Source organism: Leifsonia sp. AG29, from assembly GCF_009765225.1.
Classification (GTDB): Bacteria; Actinomycetota; Actinomycetes; order Actinomycetales; family Microbacteriaceae; genus Leifsonia.
The window spans coordinates 537,446-555,219 of record NZ_VMSF01000001.1; the positions used below are offsets into that span (position 1 = coordinate 537,446).

The window sequence follows — 17,774 nt, forward strand, 5'->3', positions numbered from 1 at the left end:
TTCAGTCGTCGACGATGAGGGTCTTCGGCCCGTCGAGCCGGTGCTCGGGGGTAGGTCGCCGCGGGTCCGTGACGCGGACGGGCCTCGCCAAGCCGCGCATCCCGGTCAGGGCCGCAGCCGCGCCGAGCAGGGGTATCACGACGAGCAGGGCGACGGGAGTCGGGACGGACCCGGCGAGGAAGCCGATGGCGGGCGGCGCGGCGAGGTAGGCGATGTACATGGCGGTCGTCACCGTCGAAATGCGAGCGGCGGCGAGTCGCGGGTCCCGACCGGCGAGCTGCAGTGCCGTCGGGATGCCGAGCGCGACCCCGGCGCCCCACACCACGGCGGCCACGAACTGCAGCGCGGGTGTCGCCGCGACGCTCACGAGGACGACGCCGAGGATGCCGACCAGCGTGCTGGCCCGCAGCACGGTCGTCAGCTGCAGATTGCGGAGCAGCAGCGGCATCACGAGTCTGACGAGGGTGACGGTGCCGACGAGGCAGCCGTAAGCGATGCCTGCGGTGAGCGCTGGTTCGGCATGGTCTCTGGTGATGGAGACGCCGATCCAGTTGCTTCCTGCGCTCTCGGCGACGGCGAAGGCCGCCGCGATACAGGCTAGAGCGATCGCCGTTCGTGATCTGGGTGGCGCGGCAGCTAGGGATGCGCGGGGCGATCGAGTCGAGGGCGGCTTCGAGCGCAGGTAGAAGCGGCTCGCGACCGTGATGCTGCCGGCCGCGAGAACGGCGACAACCAGAAGGTGGGGGAGTGGGGTCACGCCTCCCGCCGCGCGGGCCGCTCCACCGGCGGCTCCGGCGACGCTTCCGAGCCCGAACCATCCGTATGCCTGCGGCAACAACGACCGGTTTGTGCGCTGCTCCAGTGCGGCGACATGCACGCTCATCGCGACGTCGCCCACGCCCACGCCTGCGCCGAAGACGACCAAGCCGACCACGGTCAGCATGAGGGAGACGGCGGTACCGCATGTCGCGCAGGCAAGCCCTGTGCCGAGGACGAGCCCCGACAGCAGAGTTGCCTTCCGTGTGCCCACGCGTGACACCACCATGCCAGCCAGAGGTGCCGCGACGATCCCTCCCGCCGCCTGGGTGAACAGCACCGCGCCGAGCTGCGCAGGTGAGAGCCCTAGATGCGCCGATGCCTGCGGGATGCGCGAGGTCCAGCTGGCGACGAGCACACCGGAAGCCGCGAAAACGACACGCGATGCTGTCAGCGCAGAACGCTCACGCATCCGACGCCTCGCGAGGTCCCGCGACCGGTCCGTCGACCGTCTCGAGGAATCGAGCGATGGAACGACGCGTGGGCGGCCTGCCTGATCGCTCCGGTGCCAGCAGGGAATGGAGGATGAGGCCTTCGAGGAAGGCATCGAGATCCGCCGCCGATTCCGGATCCATCAGCCGGGCGAGTGTCGTCCGGCTGGCATCGGTCCACCGCTGGGTGAGATCGCGCAGCCAAGGGTCCCGCAGTGCCGCGAGATGGAGCTCGAAACCGAGAACTCCCGCCCGTTCACGATTCGGCCCCCCGGTGACCATGCCCTCGAGGACTTCCAAGAGTTCCGCCTGTGTATTGGCCGCACCGACTATCCGCTCATAGAGAGCGGTCTGCTCCTCGACGAACAACGCGAACGCCGCGCGAACCAACTCACGCTTCGTCGGGTAGTGATAGGTCACGGACCCCAAGGGAACATCGGCCGCGCCCGCGACCAATCGCTGCGTGAGCCCGCCGACACCCTTGTCGACGATGACTTGCAACGCGACCTCGATGATGTGCTCGCCGCGCCCCGGATCGAAACGGCGCGGTCGCCCCCGGCCCACCCGGTCCTGTTCGTCGCGGTGCTTTGCGTCCATAAGAACAAGCGTACACATCGTCGGCAGTGGCCGGATTCCCGGTCGCGTGCCTGCCCGTTCCGGGAGCACGGGCTGGGTGGGCGATTCACTATCGGGGCCAGCGCCCGTGCCGGGTCGGGAGCGGCGGTTGCTGTGTTCGGTTCGTCGTTCATGGGTTCAACCGTTCGATGACTTCGGGCAGCCGGTTCGCGCCGGCCAGTCCGCGTGCGGTCGCAGTTGCGGCGTCGATCCCGGCATCGCGCATGGCCTGGTCGAAGAGGTCCATGTCGAGCGCCTCGACGGCGGAGAGGTGTTCGACGGTTTCCGGAGTCACCATGGTGTTCATGAGCTCCAGCGCGCGACTGTTCGCAGAACCGAGGCGGAGGGCGTGGACCAGGCTGACCGGGTCGAGTCCTGCCTGTGCGGCGAGTTGCAGGATGTCTGCGATCGAGGCTTGGTTGTGCATTAGTAGTGCGTTGTTGAAGAGCTTTGCCATTTGGCCTGCTCCGGCGCTGCCGACGTGGACGATGTTGCGGGCGTAGGAGTGGAACACTGCCTGCATTGCATCGATCGCGGATGTTGTGCCTCCGGCGAGCACCGTGAGGGTGCGTGCTTCAGCGGCGGGGCGTCCGCCGCTGACGGGAGCGTCGATGACCTCGATGCCGGCTGCAGCGCCGAGGCTGTGCAGGATTCGTGCGTTTTTCGGTGTGCCGGTTCCATGGTTGACGATGATCGCGCCCGGGTGCAGTCGACCCAGCAGGTCTTCCTGGACGATGCGGAGCACGTCGCGGTCTGTGCCGACGCAGAGCAGGACGATGTCGACGGCGCCGGCGAGTGAGCTCGCCGAGTCGTGCGCCACGTGCGGGGTGGACGCCAGGGGGATCAAGGAGGCGGCACGGCGCGCCCAGACGTGGAGCTCGAAGTCGTTCTCTGCGATGCCGGTTGCCATGGGCAGCCCCTGATCGCCGAGGCCGATGAATCCGACCCTGGGCCGGGGTCGCCGTGCCGACGAGTCGCTCACTGTGGTCCTTTCTTCTTCAGGAGCATCTTCTTCAGGAGCGGTAGCGCGATGCCAGCTCGGGCGACTGTGCACCGAATGCGGTGAGGTCGGCCGAGAACACGGCCTGGAGCAGGTCGGCTTGTTCGACGCCGGGAGCGGTGACGGTCTCACCGAGTTCCAGGCCGCGCAGGCTGGCGGTGACGACGTCGGCGGCGCTCATCCGGGGTACCGCTGAAAGGTCCATGCCCTGGCGCTCGTGGAACTCGGTGGCGACCACACCAGGGAGGAGCGCTTGAACGGTGACGCCTTCCGGGGACAACTCCGCGTGCAAGGTCTGCGAGAGGGTGAGGGTGTAGGCGAGGGACGCGGCGTAGACGGCTCGGCGGAGGCCGACCTGCTCCAGGGTGGCGGGCCCGCTGAACGCGATCATCCCGGCGACGTTGACGATCTGCCCGGCGCCGCGGGCCACCATCCCGGGCGCGATCGCCCGGGTCAGGAGGGTGGGGGCGAGCACCTTGACCCCGACCAGCTCCGCGGCTTGCTCTTCGGGCAGGTCGATGAAGGGTTTGTAGTGGGCGACGCCGGCGTTGTTGACCAGCAGCGTGACGGGCTGGCTGCCGACGGCGTGGATGACATCCTGGATGCCAGCGGGGGTGGACAGATCCGCGACCACGCTGTGAACGCGGATGTTCGGGAACTCGTCGGCGAGTTCGTCCAGGCGCTCCCGGCGGCGTCCGACCGCGATGAGATCGGCGCCGTGCGCTGCCAGACGACGGGCGTACTCGCGACCGATGCCGGAGGACGCTCCGGTGACAACAGCTAGCTCGCTCATGGTGGGTTTCCTGCTTTCTCGCGTCGGCTCTGTGACGCGCGTTCGGCGACCGGGTCGTCGGTGCCCGGTGGGGTCGATATCGAAGCTAGGTGCGGCGTGGAAGCGGTGGGTATGCCTCCCTGACAGTGGTCCCCGGAGGACCACGACCGCGTTCACGACCAGGTTCTAGGCTGGGCGGATGGTTCCCGGAGAGAACATGCTGGGCGACTATCTGCGTGCGCAGCGTGCACGGGTGAGTCCGGCGCAGGTGGGGCTGCCTGCGGGCGGTGTCCGCCGTGTCCCCGGCCTCCGACGCTCGGAGGTGGCACTCCTGGCAGGCATCAGCGCCGACTACTACCTCCGCCTGGAGCAGGGACGGGACCGCCACCCGTCACCGCAAGTCCTCAGGGCCCTCGCCCACGTCTTCGGGCTGGATCGAACCGGCACCAGGTATCTGCTCTCGTTGACCGACCAACCCGAACGCCGGGCACGGTCACGGCCCCGACGGGAGACGGTGCCGGAGACCATCAATTTCCTCCTGTCCTCGATCAACCTGCCGGCCTTCGTAGAAGGCCGCTACCTCGACGTCCTCGCAGCGAATCCGCTCGCGACTGCCCTGTCTCCTCGCATAACCCCGGGTGCGAACAGGCTCCGTGACGTGTTCCTGGACGAGGCCGAGCGGGCGCTCTACACCGACTGGGACGACACTGCCGCACGCCTGGTGGCCGGCTTCCGACGCTCAGTCGGCACCAACACCAATGACGCCCGCTTTGCCCAGCTAGTCGGCGAACTCTCGATAGCAAGCGAGGATTTTCGAACGCTCTGGGCGCGCCAGGACGTCCAGGCCCGACAGAACTGGCCGATCACCCTCGACCACCCGTTGGTAGGGGAGATCACGCTCAACCGCGAAAAGCTCGTCATCGGGGACACAGCGCAATCGCTCGTCCTGGCGATCTATCACCCCACGCCCGGGTCGGACAACGCCGACAAGCTTGCGCTCCTGGCCACTTACAGCGCGGTCGACCCGTCGGCCGATTCACGCGAGTCGGGCGCTGGGCAGCCCCAACACGCCGGCTGATCCTCGAAACCTGGTCCTGGGTGCGCGGAGATGAGATTCGACGCCCCGAACGCAATCCGGTGTCAACTACACGAATCCTTTGTCGTTTAGGCCGGTCAAGCGTGAGAAATACCTTCAACGATGATGCGGATGCCGAGGCTCGTGCGGGCTGTTGATGTCGGTGGTCCCGGGTAATCTCGCGCATGTCCAGAAAAAAGGCGAAAACACTACATGTAGTGGAATGACAATCCTGTCATTCGGGTTATATAGTGGGTGAACACCGCGGGAACGCGGCCTACAACACTTCAAGGGGAGGCCACAATGGACTACGAAAACGACAGCGTTGGCGGCTACTCGGTTCCCGTCGACCCCATGGACCTGCTGCAGTGCGACAGCTGCCAGTGAGGCGCTAGCACCGAGCACGAGAACCCCGGCGACCGTGAGGCGCCGGGGTTCTTCTGTCTGCGGCGCGGGATACACCGGCCCGTAGAATCGACGGGTGCCAGTCAATCCCAGCCTGCAGGGTCGCGCCTTCCCGCCGACCGAGCCGTACCTCGTGGGGCGCGAGAAGATCCGGGAGTTCGCCCGCGCCGTCTTCGCCACCGACCCGGCAAGTTTCGATGTCGAGGCTGCACGTGCCGCCGGTCACGCCGACCTCGTCGCCCCGCCGACGTTCCCGGTGGTCGTGCAGGAGCGCACCCTCGCCCAGCTGCTCGCTGAGCCCGACGCGGGCATCGACTTCAGCCGCGTCGTCCATGGCGATCAGCGGTTCACGTTCAGCCGTCCTGTGGTCGCGGGCGATGAACTGACCGCGACGCTCACGGTCAGCTCGGTGAAGTCGCTCGGCGCGCACTCCATGGTGACCGCCGAGTCCGTCATCGTCGATGCCGGCGGCGAGCACGTCGTGACCGCGATCTCCACCCTCGTCGTGAGAGGAGACGACTGATGGCCGCCCCCGACTTCGATGCTCTCGCGGTCGGCGATGTGATCGCCGAGCGCACCTTCGAGCTCACCCGCGACTCCCTCGTCCGGTACGCCGGCGCCTCCGGCGACTTCAACCCGATCCACTACCGCGACGACATCGCGACCTCGGTCGGCCTGCCCGGTGTGATCGCGCACGGCATGCTGACCATGGGCCTGTCCGTCCAGCCGGTCGTCGACTGGGCCGGCGACCCGGGCCGCGTAGCCGATTACCAGGTGCGGTTCACCCGGCCGGTGTCGGTCCCCGGTGATGGGTCCGCGGCCGTGACGGTCGTCGCGAAGGTGGGCCAGCTCGACGCTGCGGCTCGCGTCGCGCGGATCGACCTCACCACCACCTTCAACGGGGAGACCGTGCTCGGCAAGGCGCAGGTGCGGGTCTCGCTGGCATGACGGACGTCGCCTCCGCCACCCCGCTCTCCGAGCTGACCACCATGCGGGTCGGGGGAGTGCCCGAGCGCCTCATCGTCGCGTCCGACCGCGAGGCGCTCATCGCCGCGGCGCTCGACGTCTGGGGCTCGGGCGACGACTGGCTGCTGCTCGGTGGAGGCTCGAACACGGTCGCCGCCGACGAGGGCTTCCCCGGCACCGTGCTCCGCATCGCCACTCGTGGCGTCACCCGGCTCGAGGCCCCGGAGGGTCGCGTGCGCCTCCGCGTGGAGGCCGGCGAGCCGTGGGACGAGCTCGTGGCGCTGACGGTGCGCAACGGATGGTCGGGGATCGAGGCGCTCTCCGGCATCCCCGGGTCCACCGGTGCCGCGCCGGTGCAGAACATCGGCGCGTACGGGCAGGAGGTGGAAGCCTCGCTCCTCGGCGTTGACTTCCTCGACTACGAGACGGGAGAGGTGCGCACCCTGTCGCGCGCCGAACTCGGACTCGGCTACCGCACCTCCATCCTCAAGCGGGGCGTCCTGGGCATCGTCCTCTCTGTCGATGTCGAACTGATCGACAGCACGGTGCCGGGTGGCGTGGGGGCTCCGCTGAGCGCGCCTGTGGCTTACGCCCAGCTCGCCGACTCGCTCGGCGTTCCCGTCGGCGCTCGCGTCTCGGTCGCGGAGTTGCGCCGGGCGGTGCTCGCGCTGCGCTCCTCCAAGGGGATGGTGCTCGACCCGGCCGATCCGGACTCCGTCAGTTCGGGTTCGTTCTTCACGAATCCGATCGTGTCGGAGAGCTTCGCGCGCGGCCTTCCTGCGGATGCGCCCCGCTGGCCGCAGGAGGGGGCCGAGCCGGACACCGTGATCCAGCTCCCGCCGGGTGGGGTGCACCCGCTCGACATCCCGCCGCTCGCGACGGCCGACTACCGGGTGAAGCTCAGTGCTGCGTGGCTGATCGAGCGGGCCGGGATCCGTCGTGGCTTCTCCTTGCCCGGTTCCGGGGCGGCGATCTCCTCGAAGCACACCCTCGCGATCGTGAACCGGGGAGGCGCGTCCGCCGCGGATGTGGCACAGCTCGCCTCGTTCGTTCAGGCGCGGGTCCAGTCGGAGTTCGGCGTCGTCCTCCAGCCCGAGCCGGTGCTCGTCGGCCTCTCGCTCTGATCGGGCGGCTCTCCGGCTCTCTCTGAGAGAACTCTCACGTCTGCTCGTTAGGCTGTCGCGCACCGCGGCGGGAGGCTCCGCCGCCCGATGGAGAGGCGCTCGATGGGTTTCCTGGACCGACTGTTCGGACGTGAGGAGGCGCGCCCGGCCGCGCCGTACGGGAGTGGGCCGTATCCCGGCGGGGCAGCTCCCGGCGCTACGCCTGGAGGCTCCGCCCGCAGCGAGGACGAACTCGCCGTGGAGCGGTACCGGTACCTGCTGCGGACCGCTCCGCCCGAGACGATCGAGCAGGTCCACGAGGAAGCCTTCGCGAAGCTGACTCCCGACCAGCGCCGTCTGGTCTTCCAGCAGCTCAGCGAGAACGCTCCCACTGGGGAGCAGCCGCGCAGCGACGACGCGCGTGCCCTCGCCCAGGCCGCGACGAGGTCGGAGCTGCGCCAGCCCGGCACGCTGGAGCGCTCGCTGTCGGGGAGGGGCGGTCCGGGCGCCGGCCTGGGCGCTGGCGGCATGGGCTTCGGTGGCATGTTCGCCTCCTCGTTGCTGGGGAGCGTGGCCGGGTATGTGATCGGCTCTGCTCTGGTCAGTGCGTTCCTTCCGGGGCCGGGGGATGTCCAGGCCGCCGGATGGGACGGCGCGGGTGGTGCTGAGGGCTCGGGCGACGCGGGATCGGGCGGCGATGCGGGCTCGGGCGCTGCGGGCTCCGGTGGCGATGCGGGCTCGGGCGATGCGGCCTCGGCCGATGCCGCCGGATGGGACGGCGGCGGTGGCTGGGACAGCAGCGGCGGCTGGGACAGCGGTTTCGGCGGTGGCGACTTCGGCGGTGGGGACTTCGGGGGCGGCGACTTCATCTAAGCGCCGCGCCGCGCCGAGCGGGACCGGCACGGCACAGGGTCGGCGCCCCGGAGCCGGCCTCGGCCTGCGAGCGGCCGGCTCAGGCCCGGACGGCCGCAGCGAACGGGAGGACCGCCGATGCGCCCGCTCGTCGGAGCTCTCTCCCCGCGACCGTGACCGTCCATCGGCTGTCGACCAGATCATCGACGAGGAGCACAGGCCCGTCGGGCACGGCGAGGCCCTCCGCCGACAGCCGCTCCCACACGCCGGCGAGCCGGAACGCACTGTTGCCTCCCGCGCCTCCGGACGGGCCGCCTCGCGCCAGGGTCAGCGCTCCGAGGTAGGGCAGCCTGCCGGCGTCGGCGAGCCCGCGAGCGAGGGACTCCACGAACCGGGGTCGTCGCCGCGACGGCACCGAGACGACGGCGACCGGGCGTTGCGCCCAGTCCCAGTCGGCGAGCACACGCACCGCGACGGACAGCAGCTCGGGCGGGCACGGCTCATCGGGCGCGTCGTCAGCGAGCAGCGTTCGGAGGCGGCCGCCCCACCCGAGGTCGGTCAGCCGTGCGATCGCCCGGCCCGGCTCGGACTGCTCGGCGGCGGAGATCTTGCCGCGCACGGGGACACCGAGGCGGTCGGCCCCGGTGGGCCACAGCTTGCGCGGCTCGAGCTCGACACCGGCCCGGCTCAACTCCGTCGAGACGGAGCCCAGGGCTTCGCTCGGAACGGCCGCCGGGTACCACGGACCCGCGCATCGATCGCAGCGGCCGCAGGGAACCGCGTCCCGGTCGTCGAGGGACCGCTGGAGGAACTCCATGCGACAGCCCTCCGTGTTCTCGTAGTCGAGCATCGCGCGCTGCTCGGCCTCGCGCGCGGCGGCGATACGGGCGTAGCGCTCGGAGTCGTAGACCCACGGGCGCCCGGTTGTGATCCAGCCGCCTGAGACGCGCCGGACGGCTCCGTCGACGTCGAGGACCTTCAGCAGCAGCTCGAGCGTCGACTGCTTGAGATCGACCCGCGACTCCAGCGCACGAGTCGACTGCGGGTCCGACGAGAGAGCCTCCAGCACGGCCGACGCCTTCTCCTGCGAAGGCATCGACGCGGTTGCGAAGTACTGCCAGATAGCGCGGTCCTCCGGCCCCGGGAGCAGGAGGACATCCGCGTTCTCTGTGGCGCGTCCGGCGCGGCCCACCTGCTGGTAGTAGGCGACCGGCGAGGACGGAGCACCGAGGTGGACCACGAAGCCGAGGTCGGGCTTGTCGAAGCCCATGCCGAGAGCGCTGGTGGCGACCAGCGCCTTCACCTCGTTTCGCTTGAGCCGACCCTCCAGCTCCTCCCGCTCGGCCGTGTCCGTCTGGCCCGTGTACGCGTGCGCTTCGTGGCCGGCGAGGCGGAGAACGCGAGCCGTGTCCTCCGCCGCGGAGACGGTGAGCGTGTACACGATCCCGCTCCCCGGGAGCGCTGCGAGGTTGCCGACGAGCCACGCGAGCCGTGCCGTCGCATCGGGCAGCGGAAGGACACCGAGCCGCAGGGAACGCCGGGCGAGCGGGCCGCGGATGGTCACCACCGACGCCCCCGCGCCTCCGCCGCCGAGCTGCTCGGCCACATCGGCGACGACACGCTCGTTCGCCGTGGCCGTCGTCGCGAGGACGGGCACTCCCGGGGGGAGCGCGGCCACGAGGTCTCGGAGCCGACGGTAGTCGGGCCGGAAGTCGTGGCCCCAGTCGGAGATGCAGTGCGCCTCGTCGATGACGAGGAGACCCGTGCGAGCAACGAGCGAGGGCAGATGCTGATCGCGGAAGTCCGGGTTGTTGAGCCGCTCAGGCGACACGAGGAGGACGTCGACCGTGTCGTCCCCAAGGCGAGCGGAGACGTCCTCCCACTCGTGGCGATTCGCCGAGTTGATCGTCACCGCGCGCACCCCGGCGCGCTCGGCGGCCGAGACCTGGTCGCGCATCAAGGCGAGCAGCGGCGAGACGAGCACGGTGGGCCCGGCGCCGCGCCGGCGCAGCAGCATGGTCGCGACGAAGTAGACCGCCGACTTGCCCCAGCCCGTGCGCTGCACGACGAGCGCACGCCTCCTGTCGTCGACCAGGGCCGAGATGGCCTCGAACTGGCCGTCGTGGAAGGTCGCCTCCGGCCGGCCGACGAGGGCCCGGAGGCTGTCGAGGGCGTCGTCGAAGGTGGAGGAGGGGGTGTCGCTCATGGGTCCATCGTTTCAGAGGGGTCTGACGCCCGGCCGGTGCTCGGATGAGCCAGGGGATGAGCACGTCAGCGGGAGGCCCTGTGGACGACGCGTCAGGAGTCCTTCCGGATCCAGCGGAAGGTCAGCCGGCAAGCGACGAGTCCGAAGATCAGCCAGGCGACGAGCGCGACCGCCACCCACCCGAGCTCCCAGCTCCCGTTCGGTTCCTGGGCTTCGAAGCTCGCCGGGAGGAAGACGCTGCGCATCCCCTGAGCGATCCACTTGAGCGGGAAGATCGACGCGATGTTCTGCAACCAGGTCGGCAGCAGGTGGAACGCCAGATAGACGCCAGAGATGAATTGGAGCACGAGGACGATGGGGATGATGACCGCCGTGGCGGACTTGCCCGTACGAGGGACGGCTGAGAGGGCGATCCCGAGCACCGCCGATGTGGTGATCCCGAGCAGGTAGATCCACGCGAAGCGCAGCCACGCCTCCGGGGAGGTCGGCAGTGCCACGCCGAAGGCGAACCGCGCCATGAGGAGCAGCAGAGCGATCTGGAGGACGCTGGTCGCGAGGACCTGCCCCATCTTCCCGAGGAAGTAGGACACGACCGGGAGGGGCGTCCCTCCCAGCCGCTTGAGCGTCCCGTCGCTCTTCTCGACGGCGATGTCGACAGCCAGGTTCTGGACGCCGCTCAGGAGGATCCCGGCCGCGATCATGCCGGGCAGGTAGTAGGCGGCCTGGCTGACCCCTCCCGAGCCGTCGGGCGCGGCGCCGACTTTCCCGAGCCCCTGGAATGCGACCGAGAAGATGCCCAGCATCACCACCGGGAAAAGGAAGGTGAAGAAGATCGTGTCGCCCTGCCGGAAGTACATCCGGGTCTCGTAGCGGGCGCGTGCGGCGCCGAGCGACAGCGTGCTCACGCCACCTCCTCCTTACTGCCGACGGGGACGGTCTCCGCCTGACCGGACTCCTCGGAGCGGACGAGTTCGAGGTAGATGTCCTCGAGGCTCGGCCGGATCACCTCGAGGTCCCGGGGTTCGGTGCCGAGGTCGGCCGTGAGCCGGGCGACGAGGGCACCCGGCCGGTCCGTGCGCACCTGCTGGGGGGTTCCGTCCGCGTCTCGCCACCGGACGATCGGGATGCGCGCGGAGGTGCCACCGATCGTGTCGACGGGGCCGATGTCGACCAGCCGCCCGGCCGCGATGACGGCGACCCGGTCGCTCAATTGAGCGGCTTCATCGAGATAGTGCGTCGTGAGGAGGATCGTCGTCCCTTCGCGCTTGAGCGAGCGGATGAGATCCCAGAACTGGTGCCGCGCCTCCGGGTCGAAGCCTGTCGTCGGCTCGTCGAGGAAGAGCAGTTCGGGCCGGCCGATCACCCCGAGCGCCACGTCGAGACGGCGCCGCTGGCCGCCCGACAGGTTGCGGATGCGCGTCCTCGCCTTCGCTGTCAGCCCGACCGCTGCGATCACCTCATCGACGTCTCGCGGTCTCGGGTAGAAGCGGGCGAAGTGCAAGAGCTGTTCGCGCACCGTGACGTCGGCCGCCTCGCCGCCGGACTGGAGGACGATGCCCAGCCGCGCCTTCCACGCCGTCCCGCCGTGCTGCGGGTCGACGCCCAGCACGCGGACCTCACCCCCGGAGCGGTCGCGGTAGCCCTCGAGGATCTCGATCGTGGTGCTCTTGCCCGCGCCGTTCGGCCCGAGCAGGGCGAAGGTCTCGCCGCTCGCGATCTCGAAGTCGATCCCCCGGAGCGCGTCGGCCCCGCCGTACGTCTTGCGCAGTCCGCGCACCACGATCGCGGGCGACGAGGAGGTGGTGATCACGGCACCATCATGGCGCAGCGGAACGGCCCGGCGACAGGCTCATGCCGGTCTCCGGGCCGCACGCCCTCCGTGGGGACTGTCAGATGAGCTCGCGCTCACGGCGCCGCTGCGCCGACCGGATCGCCCCGAGCAGCGCCGACACGGCGATGATCACGCCGAGCGCTGCGGCCGCCAGAACCCACGCGGAGGCCGGGGTCAGAGCGGAGACCCACCGCTCCGCTGCGGCGACGCGTTCCGGGGCGGCGAGCACCCAGAGGGTCCCGGCGGCGAAGAAGCCGAGGATCAGCCCCCATACGACACCGCCCCACCGGATCGGGGCGAGCCTCGTGGCTGAGGGGAGGGGGACCTCGGCGGGCTGTGTCATCGTCTCGTCCCTTTCATCGGGGGTCCGGTCCTCGGGCGCGGTCACCGCGACCACGTCCCATCGAATGCACCGGCTGCGGCCAGGAAGGCGTGCGCCGATGCTCCGGCCGCGACCGTGGCCGCCATCGTCAGGACAGCCAGCAGGATGGCCAGGAAGATCAGGAACCCGCTGCGCCGCCGGGCGAGGCCCGCGATGAAGACCGTCACGGCGAGCACGAAGGTGCCTGCGGACAAGGCGGCCGCGCTCGCGTAGCGAGAGATCTCGGGGATCTGCATCCAGATGATGGCGGCGATGGAGCCGGCGACCAGCGACAGACCGACGGCGAGCCAGCCGACCGCCGCACCGATCCGCGGGTTCGCAGTGCGATAGGCGATCCGCCGGGCGGCGGCGTCGGCGGAGGCGGCGGCCGCCTGAGCCCGGAGCTCTGTGCGCCGCTGCGCTCTCACCGTCCGCATGTCCTCGTCGAGGCGGCGCTTCCACTCCGCGTGCTCAGCGCGCCACTGCGCCTGACGCTCCTGCCAGTCGGCGACCGCCTCCGTCGACGCGTCCGCTTGGGGTGCGGGAGGCGCGACCGGCTCGGACGCGAGGCTCACCGTCGGCACAGAGGAACGGGCAGCTCCAGCCACTGCCGCAGCGCCGGGAGCCTGGGCCGGGCCGTCGGCAGCGGGTGCCGCTGGGGATGCGTCCGCGCTCTGCGGGTGACCGGGAGGAGCCGTCGGTGGCGCCGGGTCCGTCGGCGACGTCGGAGTGGAGGCGCTGGGCGGCGAATTCCTCACGGCCAGCACGATCAGTGCTATCCCGGCCCCGAGCACGACCAGTGTCCAGAGGACGCGACCCACGAGGTCGCCCCACGCGGGCAGGTGCCAGAACGGGCCGTCGAACCACCAGAGGCCGCTCGCCCACGGGACGAGGGAGAGCAGCACCATGACGCCGATGGCGACCATCGGGGGCTCGAACTCACCCTCGAAGAGGCGCTGGAGATGGATCCGTCCGTCGCGATCGGGCAGGAGCGCCCAGGCGATCGCGTAGATCAAGAGGAGGGGCGCCCCGAGAACCGCGGCGACGGCGACGATACCGCGAACGATCAGGGGGTCGATTCCGAGCCGGTAGGCGACGCCGGCGCACACGCCGCCGAGCCAGCCGTCGGCCCGTGCGATGCCCAGCCCGCGCATCCAGTCGAAGAACCGTGCGCCGCGTCCGGAGAGCCCCGTCCGGGGTCCGCCGTATGGTGCGTGGGCGCCCGGCGGGGTAGCGGTCGAGTCCTGTTGTGACATGCTCCGATCCTGTCTCGGCGCCGCATCGGAGGGTATCGGGTGACACCCTGATCGGACCCTGATCCCTGGGGCCGCCGGTACCCCGAGGCGCCCGTGTCTGCTTGGATTCTGCTCATGAGCTCTGCTGCCGCCCGCCCGCGGGCCCCGCTCGCGCGACCTCGGTCGTGCGCGCTGGCCGGTGTGAGCGTCGCGCTCGCGGACCACCTGTGCTGGCCGGTGACCGTCGTCCGGTGGCTTTTCATCGGGACATCCCTCCTGGGTGGCGCCGGGGCTCTGTTCTACCTCTGGCTGTGGGCTCTCGTCCCGCTCCGAGACCCCGGTCCCGATGACCCGGAGGACGGCGTGCGGCGGCTCGTCGACGTGCCGTGGGCTCTCGCGCTCGGGGGCGGCCTGGCCGGCGTCTCGAGTGTCGTGCTCGTCGTCGCCGGCGCGCCGGGGACGGGGTTCGGCGCGCTCGCCGCCTCCATCGTCCTCCTCGTCGCGGCCGTGGGCTGGGGGCAGCTCGTGGACGATGATGCCGGGCGGCCGGCCCGGATGTCGGCGACCGCGTTCCGGACCACCTGCGGCGCGGCCCTCGTCGGCCTCGCGCTCGTCCTCGCCGTCCTGCAGAGCACGAGCGGTTCCGGCCCCGTGTGGCTGGGCATCATCGCAGCGACGTTCGCCGGAGCTGCCGTCATGGTGGCTCCGTGGGCCCTCCGCCTGTGGCGGGAGCTCATCGGGGAGCGCACGGCGCGCATCCGCGAGGAGCAGCGCGCCGAGATGGCGGCGCACCTCCACGACTCCGTCCTCCAGACCCTGGCGCTCATCCAGAACCGCGCCGGCGCCTCGAGCGAGGTGGGCCGGATCGCCCGGGCGCAGGAGCGCGAGCTCCGCGAGTGGCTCTACGCCGACGGTGCGCACTCGGACGAGAAGCCCGGCGAGGACCTCGCCGCCGAACTGCGGGAAGCGGCCGCTGTGCTCGAGGTCGATCATGCCGTCCACTTCGATGTCGTCTCGGTGGGCGCACCCGTCGTGCACGCTCCGGCCGAACTGGCCGCAGCGGCGCGCGAGGCCATGCTCAACGCGGCCCGGCATGCCGGAGGTGACGTCTCCGTGTACATCGAGAACGGGCCGGGCGCCACCGACGTCTTCGTGCGAGACCGCGGGGCCGGCTTCGACGTCGACGCGCTGCCCGAGGGCCGGCTCGGAGTCCGCGAATCGATCATCGGACGCATGCGCCGGGCGGGCGGCCATGCTACCGTCACGTCGCGCGACACCGGCACCGAGGTGCACCTCCGCATCGAGCCCACGAACGAGGCATCATGACCGACGCACAGCCGCCCGCTCCGCTCGAGGAGGCGCCCCGGCAGAGCATCCGGGTGGCCATCGTCGACGACCACTCGATCTTCCGTTCGGGCCTCCGTGCCGACCTCGACGACCGACTCGAGGTCGTCGCCGAGGCGGGCGACGTCGGCAGCGCGGTCGACGCGATCCTCGCCTCCCGGCCGGACGTCGTGCTGCTCGACGTGCACCTCCAGGGCGGCGATGGAGGCGGCGGCGCCGAAGTCGTGAAGCGGACCGCTTCGCAGGTGCCCGGGACCCGGTTCCTGGCGCTGAGCGTCTCCGACGCCGCGGAGGATGTCGTTGGCGTCATCCGGGCGGGTGCCCGGGGCTACCTCACCAAGGGCAGCTCGGGGGGCCAGGTCAGCGACGCCGTGGTGGCGGTCGCGGGAGGCGATGCGGTCTTCTCGCCGCGGCTCGCCGGGTTCGTGCTGGACGCCTTCGGTGCCGCCGCCGGAGAGCAGGCCGAGACGACCGACGAGCTCGACCGGCTCTCCGCCCGGGAGCGCGAAGTGATGCGGCTCATCGCCCGGGGCTACGCCTACAAGGAGGTGGCGGCCGAGCTCTTCATCTCGATCAAGACCGTCGAGACCCATGTCTCGGCCGTCTTGCGGAAGCTCCAGCTGTCGTCGCGTCACGAGCTCACCGCGTGGGCTCTGGAGCGGAAGCTGCTCTGACCGATCCGAGCGGCGCACGGTGCTGTCGAAGCAGGGCCCGCACCCGTCGCGACAGTCCGGGATCGTGGAGGTCCTCCGGGCCGAGCTCCACGACCCTCCAGCCGTCGGCCTGAAGGTCGAGCCGGCGTGACAGATCGCGCCGGTACTGGCCGCGGTCGCGGTGGTGGTCGCCCTGGTATTCGAGGATGAGGCGCTCCTCCACGTAGACCAGGTCGCCGCGATATCGGGCCCCGCTCGAGACACGGATCGGCTCGTTGGGACGGCCACCGTGTACTCCGCTGCGTTCGAGTCGCGCGCGGAGCAGGCTCTCCTGCGGGGACTCGGAACGCGCGCTCACCAGGCCGATCGCCTCCGTGAGCGCTGGTCGACCCCGCCTGGCCGGCGAGCGGTGGAGCGCCGCTCTCAACCGGGTCGTGTCGCACAGCCGGCGCTCCTCGGCGATCAGCCAGTCGCCGGCGACGACGAGCTCGTCCACCGTGAGCGCTCCTCCGAGCTCGCACCAGGTGCGCTCGGGCGTCGAGACGGGCAGACCGGCCTTCACGGTCACGTCCCCGAGCGAGATGCGCACCGAGTGGCCGGTGATTCCGTGCCTCCGGGGAGCGCGGGCGGGCGCAGGGACGCTCACATCGAGCCGTCGCGAGTGCTCCCAGCAGGCTCGCCGGGGCAGCGGCACGCCATGGAGGGCGGCCGCCGTCGCCCCGGAGAAGAAAGCGCCCGGGGGCCGCACAGCGAGAAAGGCGCGACACAGGTCGACGAGGGTCAGCTCGGGCAGGGCGGTCACCACGCCGCGGAACGGCCGATGGACGTCCGGACCGCGGAGCCGCTTCGGGGAGACGCCGAGTGCGCGGGCGTCGGCGCGGCGGATCGCGGCGTGCTGGAGGAGCGAGGGGAGGGGCGCGGACGGCTTCATGCGTTCAGCCTGACCGGCGCGACGGAGCGGTGGGCGTTATCCACAGGAGTCCGTGGAGGGAGAGAAGTGAGACGTCGCTTGTGGCCCCCTCGGGAGCCGCGAGAGCGTGTGAGGGGGCCACCACGGACCGTTCAATCGTTCAACGGGGGTGGAGGGGCGGGGGAGGGGGACGAGGGAGGGCTGCGGGAGGCGGAGGGGGACGAGGGAGGGATGCGGGAGGCGGAGGGGGACGAGGGGGACGAGGGCGAGCGGCGGGCGACGGCCCGGCATTGCGGCGCGGGGTGCGGGCAACCGGGCGAGGCGCGCTTATCCACAGGGCGCGGCCCGAGGAGCGGGTTGAGACGTCGGTTGTGGCCCCCTCACGGGGCAGGCAGCGTCGTGAGGGGGCCATAGGTGACTGTTCAATCGTTCAACGGCGGGAGGGAGGGAGGGCGGGCGGGAGGGAGGGAGGGAGGGTGGGAGGGGGCTGCGGGACGAGGGGAGGGGAGGGGCGGGGGTCGCGGGGGAGGGGGGCCGCGCCCGGGCGGCGGCGCCGCTTTGCGGCGCGGGGCGGGCGTCCCGTAGACTTGACGAGGTGGTTGAATCTGCCAAGCTTTTCTGCGCCCTTTTTTAGGTGAGCGATGGCAGTCCTGCCGCGCTGCGAGGGGGCATCCGTCAGACATTTCGGATGCTCGATCGGTTAGCCTTGATGGAGCGATTCGAGAGCCGGGCGATTCGCTGTCCTAGGGCGGTAGCTCAATTGGCAGAGCAGCGGTCTCCAAAACCGCAGGTTGCAGGTTCGATTCCTGTCCGCCCTGCAAGTCGGCGTCCCGGGCGCCGGCCCACGAAAGGTAAAACGAGGTGGCCCGAAAAGTAATCGACGAGCCGAGCGAGGAAATCGTCGCCAACGCGAAGAAGGATCGCGCCGCGAGGCGCAACCCCTTCGCGCGGATCGCCCTGTTCATCCGGCAGGTCTTCGGCGAACTCCGGAAGGTCGTCACGCCGACCCGCAAGGAGCTCCTGAGCTACACCGGCGTCGTGCTGGTCTTCGTGGTGATCATGATGGCTCTGGTCTCGCTCCTTGACTGGGTGTTCGGATTTGGTGTCGTCTGGGTCTTCGGTCATCCGAAGTAGACGACGCGGACCGAGGCGGACCACGCCGACCTGGCCGGATCACCGGCCTCACCGACAGAAATGGA

At 70.6% G+C, this 17,774-nt stretch carries 18 protein-coding genes and 1 tRNA gene; 9 read left to right on the forward strand and 10 right to left on the reverse strand.

The annotated features are described in order from the left end of the window. Position 1: 1 nt before the first annotated feature. The 4 genes from FPT20_RS02700 to FPT20_RS02715 all read right to left on the reverse strand — a co-directional run bounded on the left by FPT20_RS02700 (position 2) and on the right by FPT20_RS02715 (position 3,655). On the reverse strand, positions 2-1,228 hold the full coding sequence (locus FPT20_RS02700; RefSeq protein WP_158862318.1) for an MFS transporter: 1,227 nt from the start codon (positions 1,226-1,228) through the stop codon (positions 2-4). Then, the gene (locus tag FPT20_RS02705; protein WP_158862320.1) at positions 1,221-1,844 is read right to left on the reverse strand and encodes a TetR/AcrR family transcriptional regulator; all 624 of its coding nucleotides are present in this window, start codon (positions 1,842-1,844) and stop codon (positions 1,221-1,223) included. The genes FPT20_RS02700 and FPT20_RS02705 overlap by 8 nt, the downstream gene beginning before the upstream one ends. Before the next feature lie 148 nt (positions 1,845-1,992). Further along, positions 1,993-2,994, reverse strand: coding sequence for an NAD(P)-dependent oxidoreductase (locus FPT20_RS02710; protein WP_325064781.1), 1,002 nt, complete (start codon positions 2,992-2,994; stop codon positions 1,993-1,995). Continuing rightward, positions 2,876-3,655 carry an SDR family NAD(P)-dependent oxidoreductase gene (locus FPT20_RS02715; protein ID WP_158862324.1) on the reverse strand — a complete coding sequence of 260 codons (780 nt, stop codon included), beginning with the start codon at positions 3,653-3,655 and terminating at the stop codon, positions 2,876-2,878. Before FPT20_RS02715 ends, FPT20_RS02710 begins: the two co-directional genes overlap by 119 nt. Before the next feature lie 178 nt (positions 3,656-3,833). On the opposite strand from FPT20_RS02715, the gene FPT20_RS02720 reads away from it, so the two are divergent. The 5 genes from FPT20_RS02720 to FPT20_RS02745 all read left to right on the forward strand — a co-directional run bounded on the left by FPT20_RS02720 (position 3,834) and on the right by FPT20_RS02745 (position 8,056). Further along, positions 3,834-4,712 (forward strand): helix-turn-helix domain-containing protein, encoded by an 879-nt coding sequence (locus tag FPT20_RS02720; protein WP_158862326.1) that lies wholly within the window; start codon positions 3,834-3,836, stop codon positions 4,710-4,712. Between the two features lie 478 nt (positions 4,713-5,190). Next, positions 5,191-5,637, forward strand: coding sequence for a MaoC family dehydratase N-terminal domain-containing protein (locus tag FPT20_RS02730; RefSeq protein ID WP_158862328.1), 447 nt, complete (start codon positions 5,191-5,193; stop codon positions 5,635-5,637). Continuing rightward, positions 5,637-6,062, forward strand: coding sequence for a MaoC family dehydratase (locus FPT20_RS02735; RefSeq protein ID WP_158862330.1), 426 nt, complete (start codon positions 5,637-5,639; stop codon positions 6,060-6,062). The genes FPT20_RS02730 and FPT20_RS02735 overlap by 1 nt, the downstream gene beginning before the upstream one ends. After that, a complete protein-coding gene (locus tag FPT20_RS02740; protein WP_158862332.1) occupies positions 6,059-7,204 on the forward strand; it encodes a UDP-N-acetylmuramate dehydrogenase in 1,146 nt (381 codons plus the stop codon). The genes FPT20_RS02735 and FPT20_RS02740 overlap by 4 nt, the downstream gene beginning before the upstream one ends. Before the next feature lie 102 nt (positions 7,205-7,306). Then, positions 7,307-8,056: a hypothetical protein gene (locus FPT20_RS02745; protein WP_158862334.1), complete on the forward strand. Its 750-nt coding sequence runs from the start codon at positions 7,307-7,309 to the stop codon at positions 8,054-8,056. Positions 8,057-8,135: 79 nt separating this feature from the next. Here the strand turns inward: FPT20_RS02745 and FPT20_RS02750 are convergent, their stop codons facing one another. The 5 genes from FPT20_RS02750 to FPT20_RS02770 form a co-directional block, all read right to left on the reverse strand. Further along, the gene (locus FPT20_RS02750; RefSeq protein WP_158862336.1) at positions 8,136-10,241 is read right to left on the reverse strand and encodes a RecQ family ATP-dependent DNA helicase; all 2,106 of its coding nucleotides are present in this window, start codon (positions 10,239-10,241) and stop codon (positions 8,136-8,138) included. A 92-nt stretch (positions 10,242-10,333) separates the two neighbouring features. Further along, a complete protein-coding gene (locus FPT20_RS02755; protein WP_233265364.1) occupies positions 10,334-11,146 on the reverse strand; it encodes an ABC transporter permease in 813 nt (270 codons plus the stop codon). Then, positions 11,143-12,051, reverse strand: a complete 909-nt coding sequence (locus FPT20_RS02760) for an ABC transporter ATP-binding protein (RefSeq protein WP_233265365.1) — start codon at positions 12,049-12,051, stop codon at positions 11,143-11,145. The genes FPT20_RS02755 and FPT20_RS02760 overlap by 4 nt, the downstream gene beginning before the upstream one ends. Before the next feature lie 79 nt (positions 12,052-12,130). Continuing rightward, the gene (locus FPT20_RS02765) at positions 12,131-12,415 is read right to left on the reverse strand and encodes a hypothetical protein (RefSeq protein WP_158862338.1); all 285 of its coding nucleotides are present in this window, start codon (positions 12,413-12,415) and stop codon (positions 12,131-12,133) included. A 41-nt stretch (positions 12,416-12,456) separates the two neighbouring features. After that, positions 12,457-13,689 (reverse strand): PspC domain-containing protein, encoded by a 1,233-nt coding sequence (locus FPT20_RS02770; protein WP_158862339.1) that lies wholly within the window; start codon positions 13,687-13,689, stop codon positions 12,457-12,459. Positions 13,690-13,803: 114 nt separating this feature from the next. On the opposite strand from FPT20_RS02770, the gene FPT20_RS02775 reads away from it, so the two are divergent. Continuing rightward, the gene (locus FPT20_RS02775; protein WP_158862341.1) at positions 13,804-14,994 is read left to right on the forward strand and encodes an ATP-binding protein; all 1,191 of its coding nucleotides are present in this window, start codon (positions 13,804-13,806) and stop codon (positions 14,992-14,994) included. Beyond that, positions 14,991-15,686 (forward strand): LuxR C-terminal-related transcriptional regulator, encoded by a 696-nt coding sequence (locus tag FPT20_RS02780; RefSeq protein ID WP_158862343.1) that lies wholly within the window; start codon positions 14,991-14,993, stop codon positions 15,684-15,686. Before FPT20_RS02775 ends, FPT20_RS02780 begins: the two co-directional genes overlap by 4 nt. Here FPT20_RS02780 and FPT20_RS02785 read toward each other — a convergent pair. After that, entirely contained in the window at positions 15,652-16,596 is a 945-nt protein-coding gene (locus tag FPT20_RS02785; protein ID WP_158862345.1) for an endonuclease domain-containing protein, read from the reverse strand. The genes FPT20_RS02780 and FPT20_RS02785 overlap by 35 nt on opposite strands. A gap of 724 nt (positions 16,597-17,320) precedes the next feature. On the opposite strand from FPT20_RS02785, the gene FPT20_RS02790 reads away from it, so the two are divergent. Together FPT20_RS02790 and secE are read left to right on the forward strand one after the other, a co-directional pair. Beyond that, positions 17,321-17,393 (forward strand) — tRNA-Trp (locus tag FPT20_RS02790). 43 nt (positions 17,394-17,436) lie between these two features. Further along, positions 17,437-17,709 carry a preprotein translocase subunit SecE gene (secE, locus tag FPT20_RS02795; protein ID WP_158862347.1) on the forward strand — a complete coding sequence of 91 codons (273 nt, stop codon included), beginning with the start codon at positions 17,437-17,439 and terminating at the stop codon, positions 17,707-17,709. The last annotated feature ends 65 nt before the right edge of the window (positions 17,710-17,774 follow it).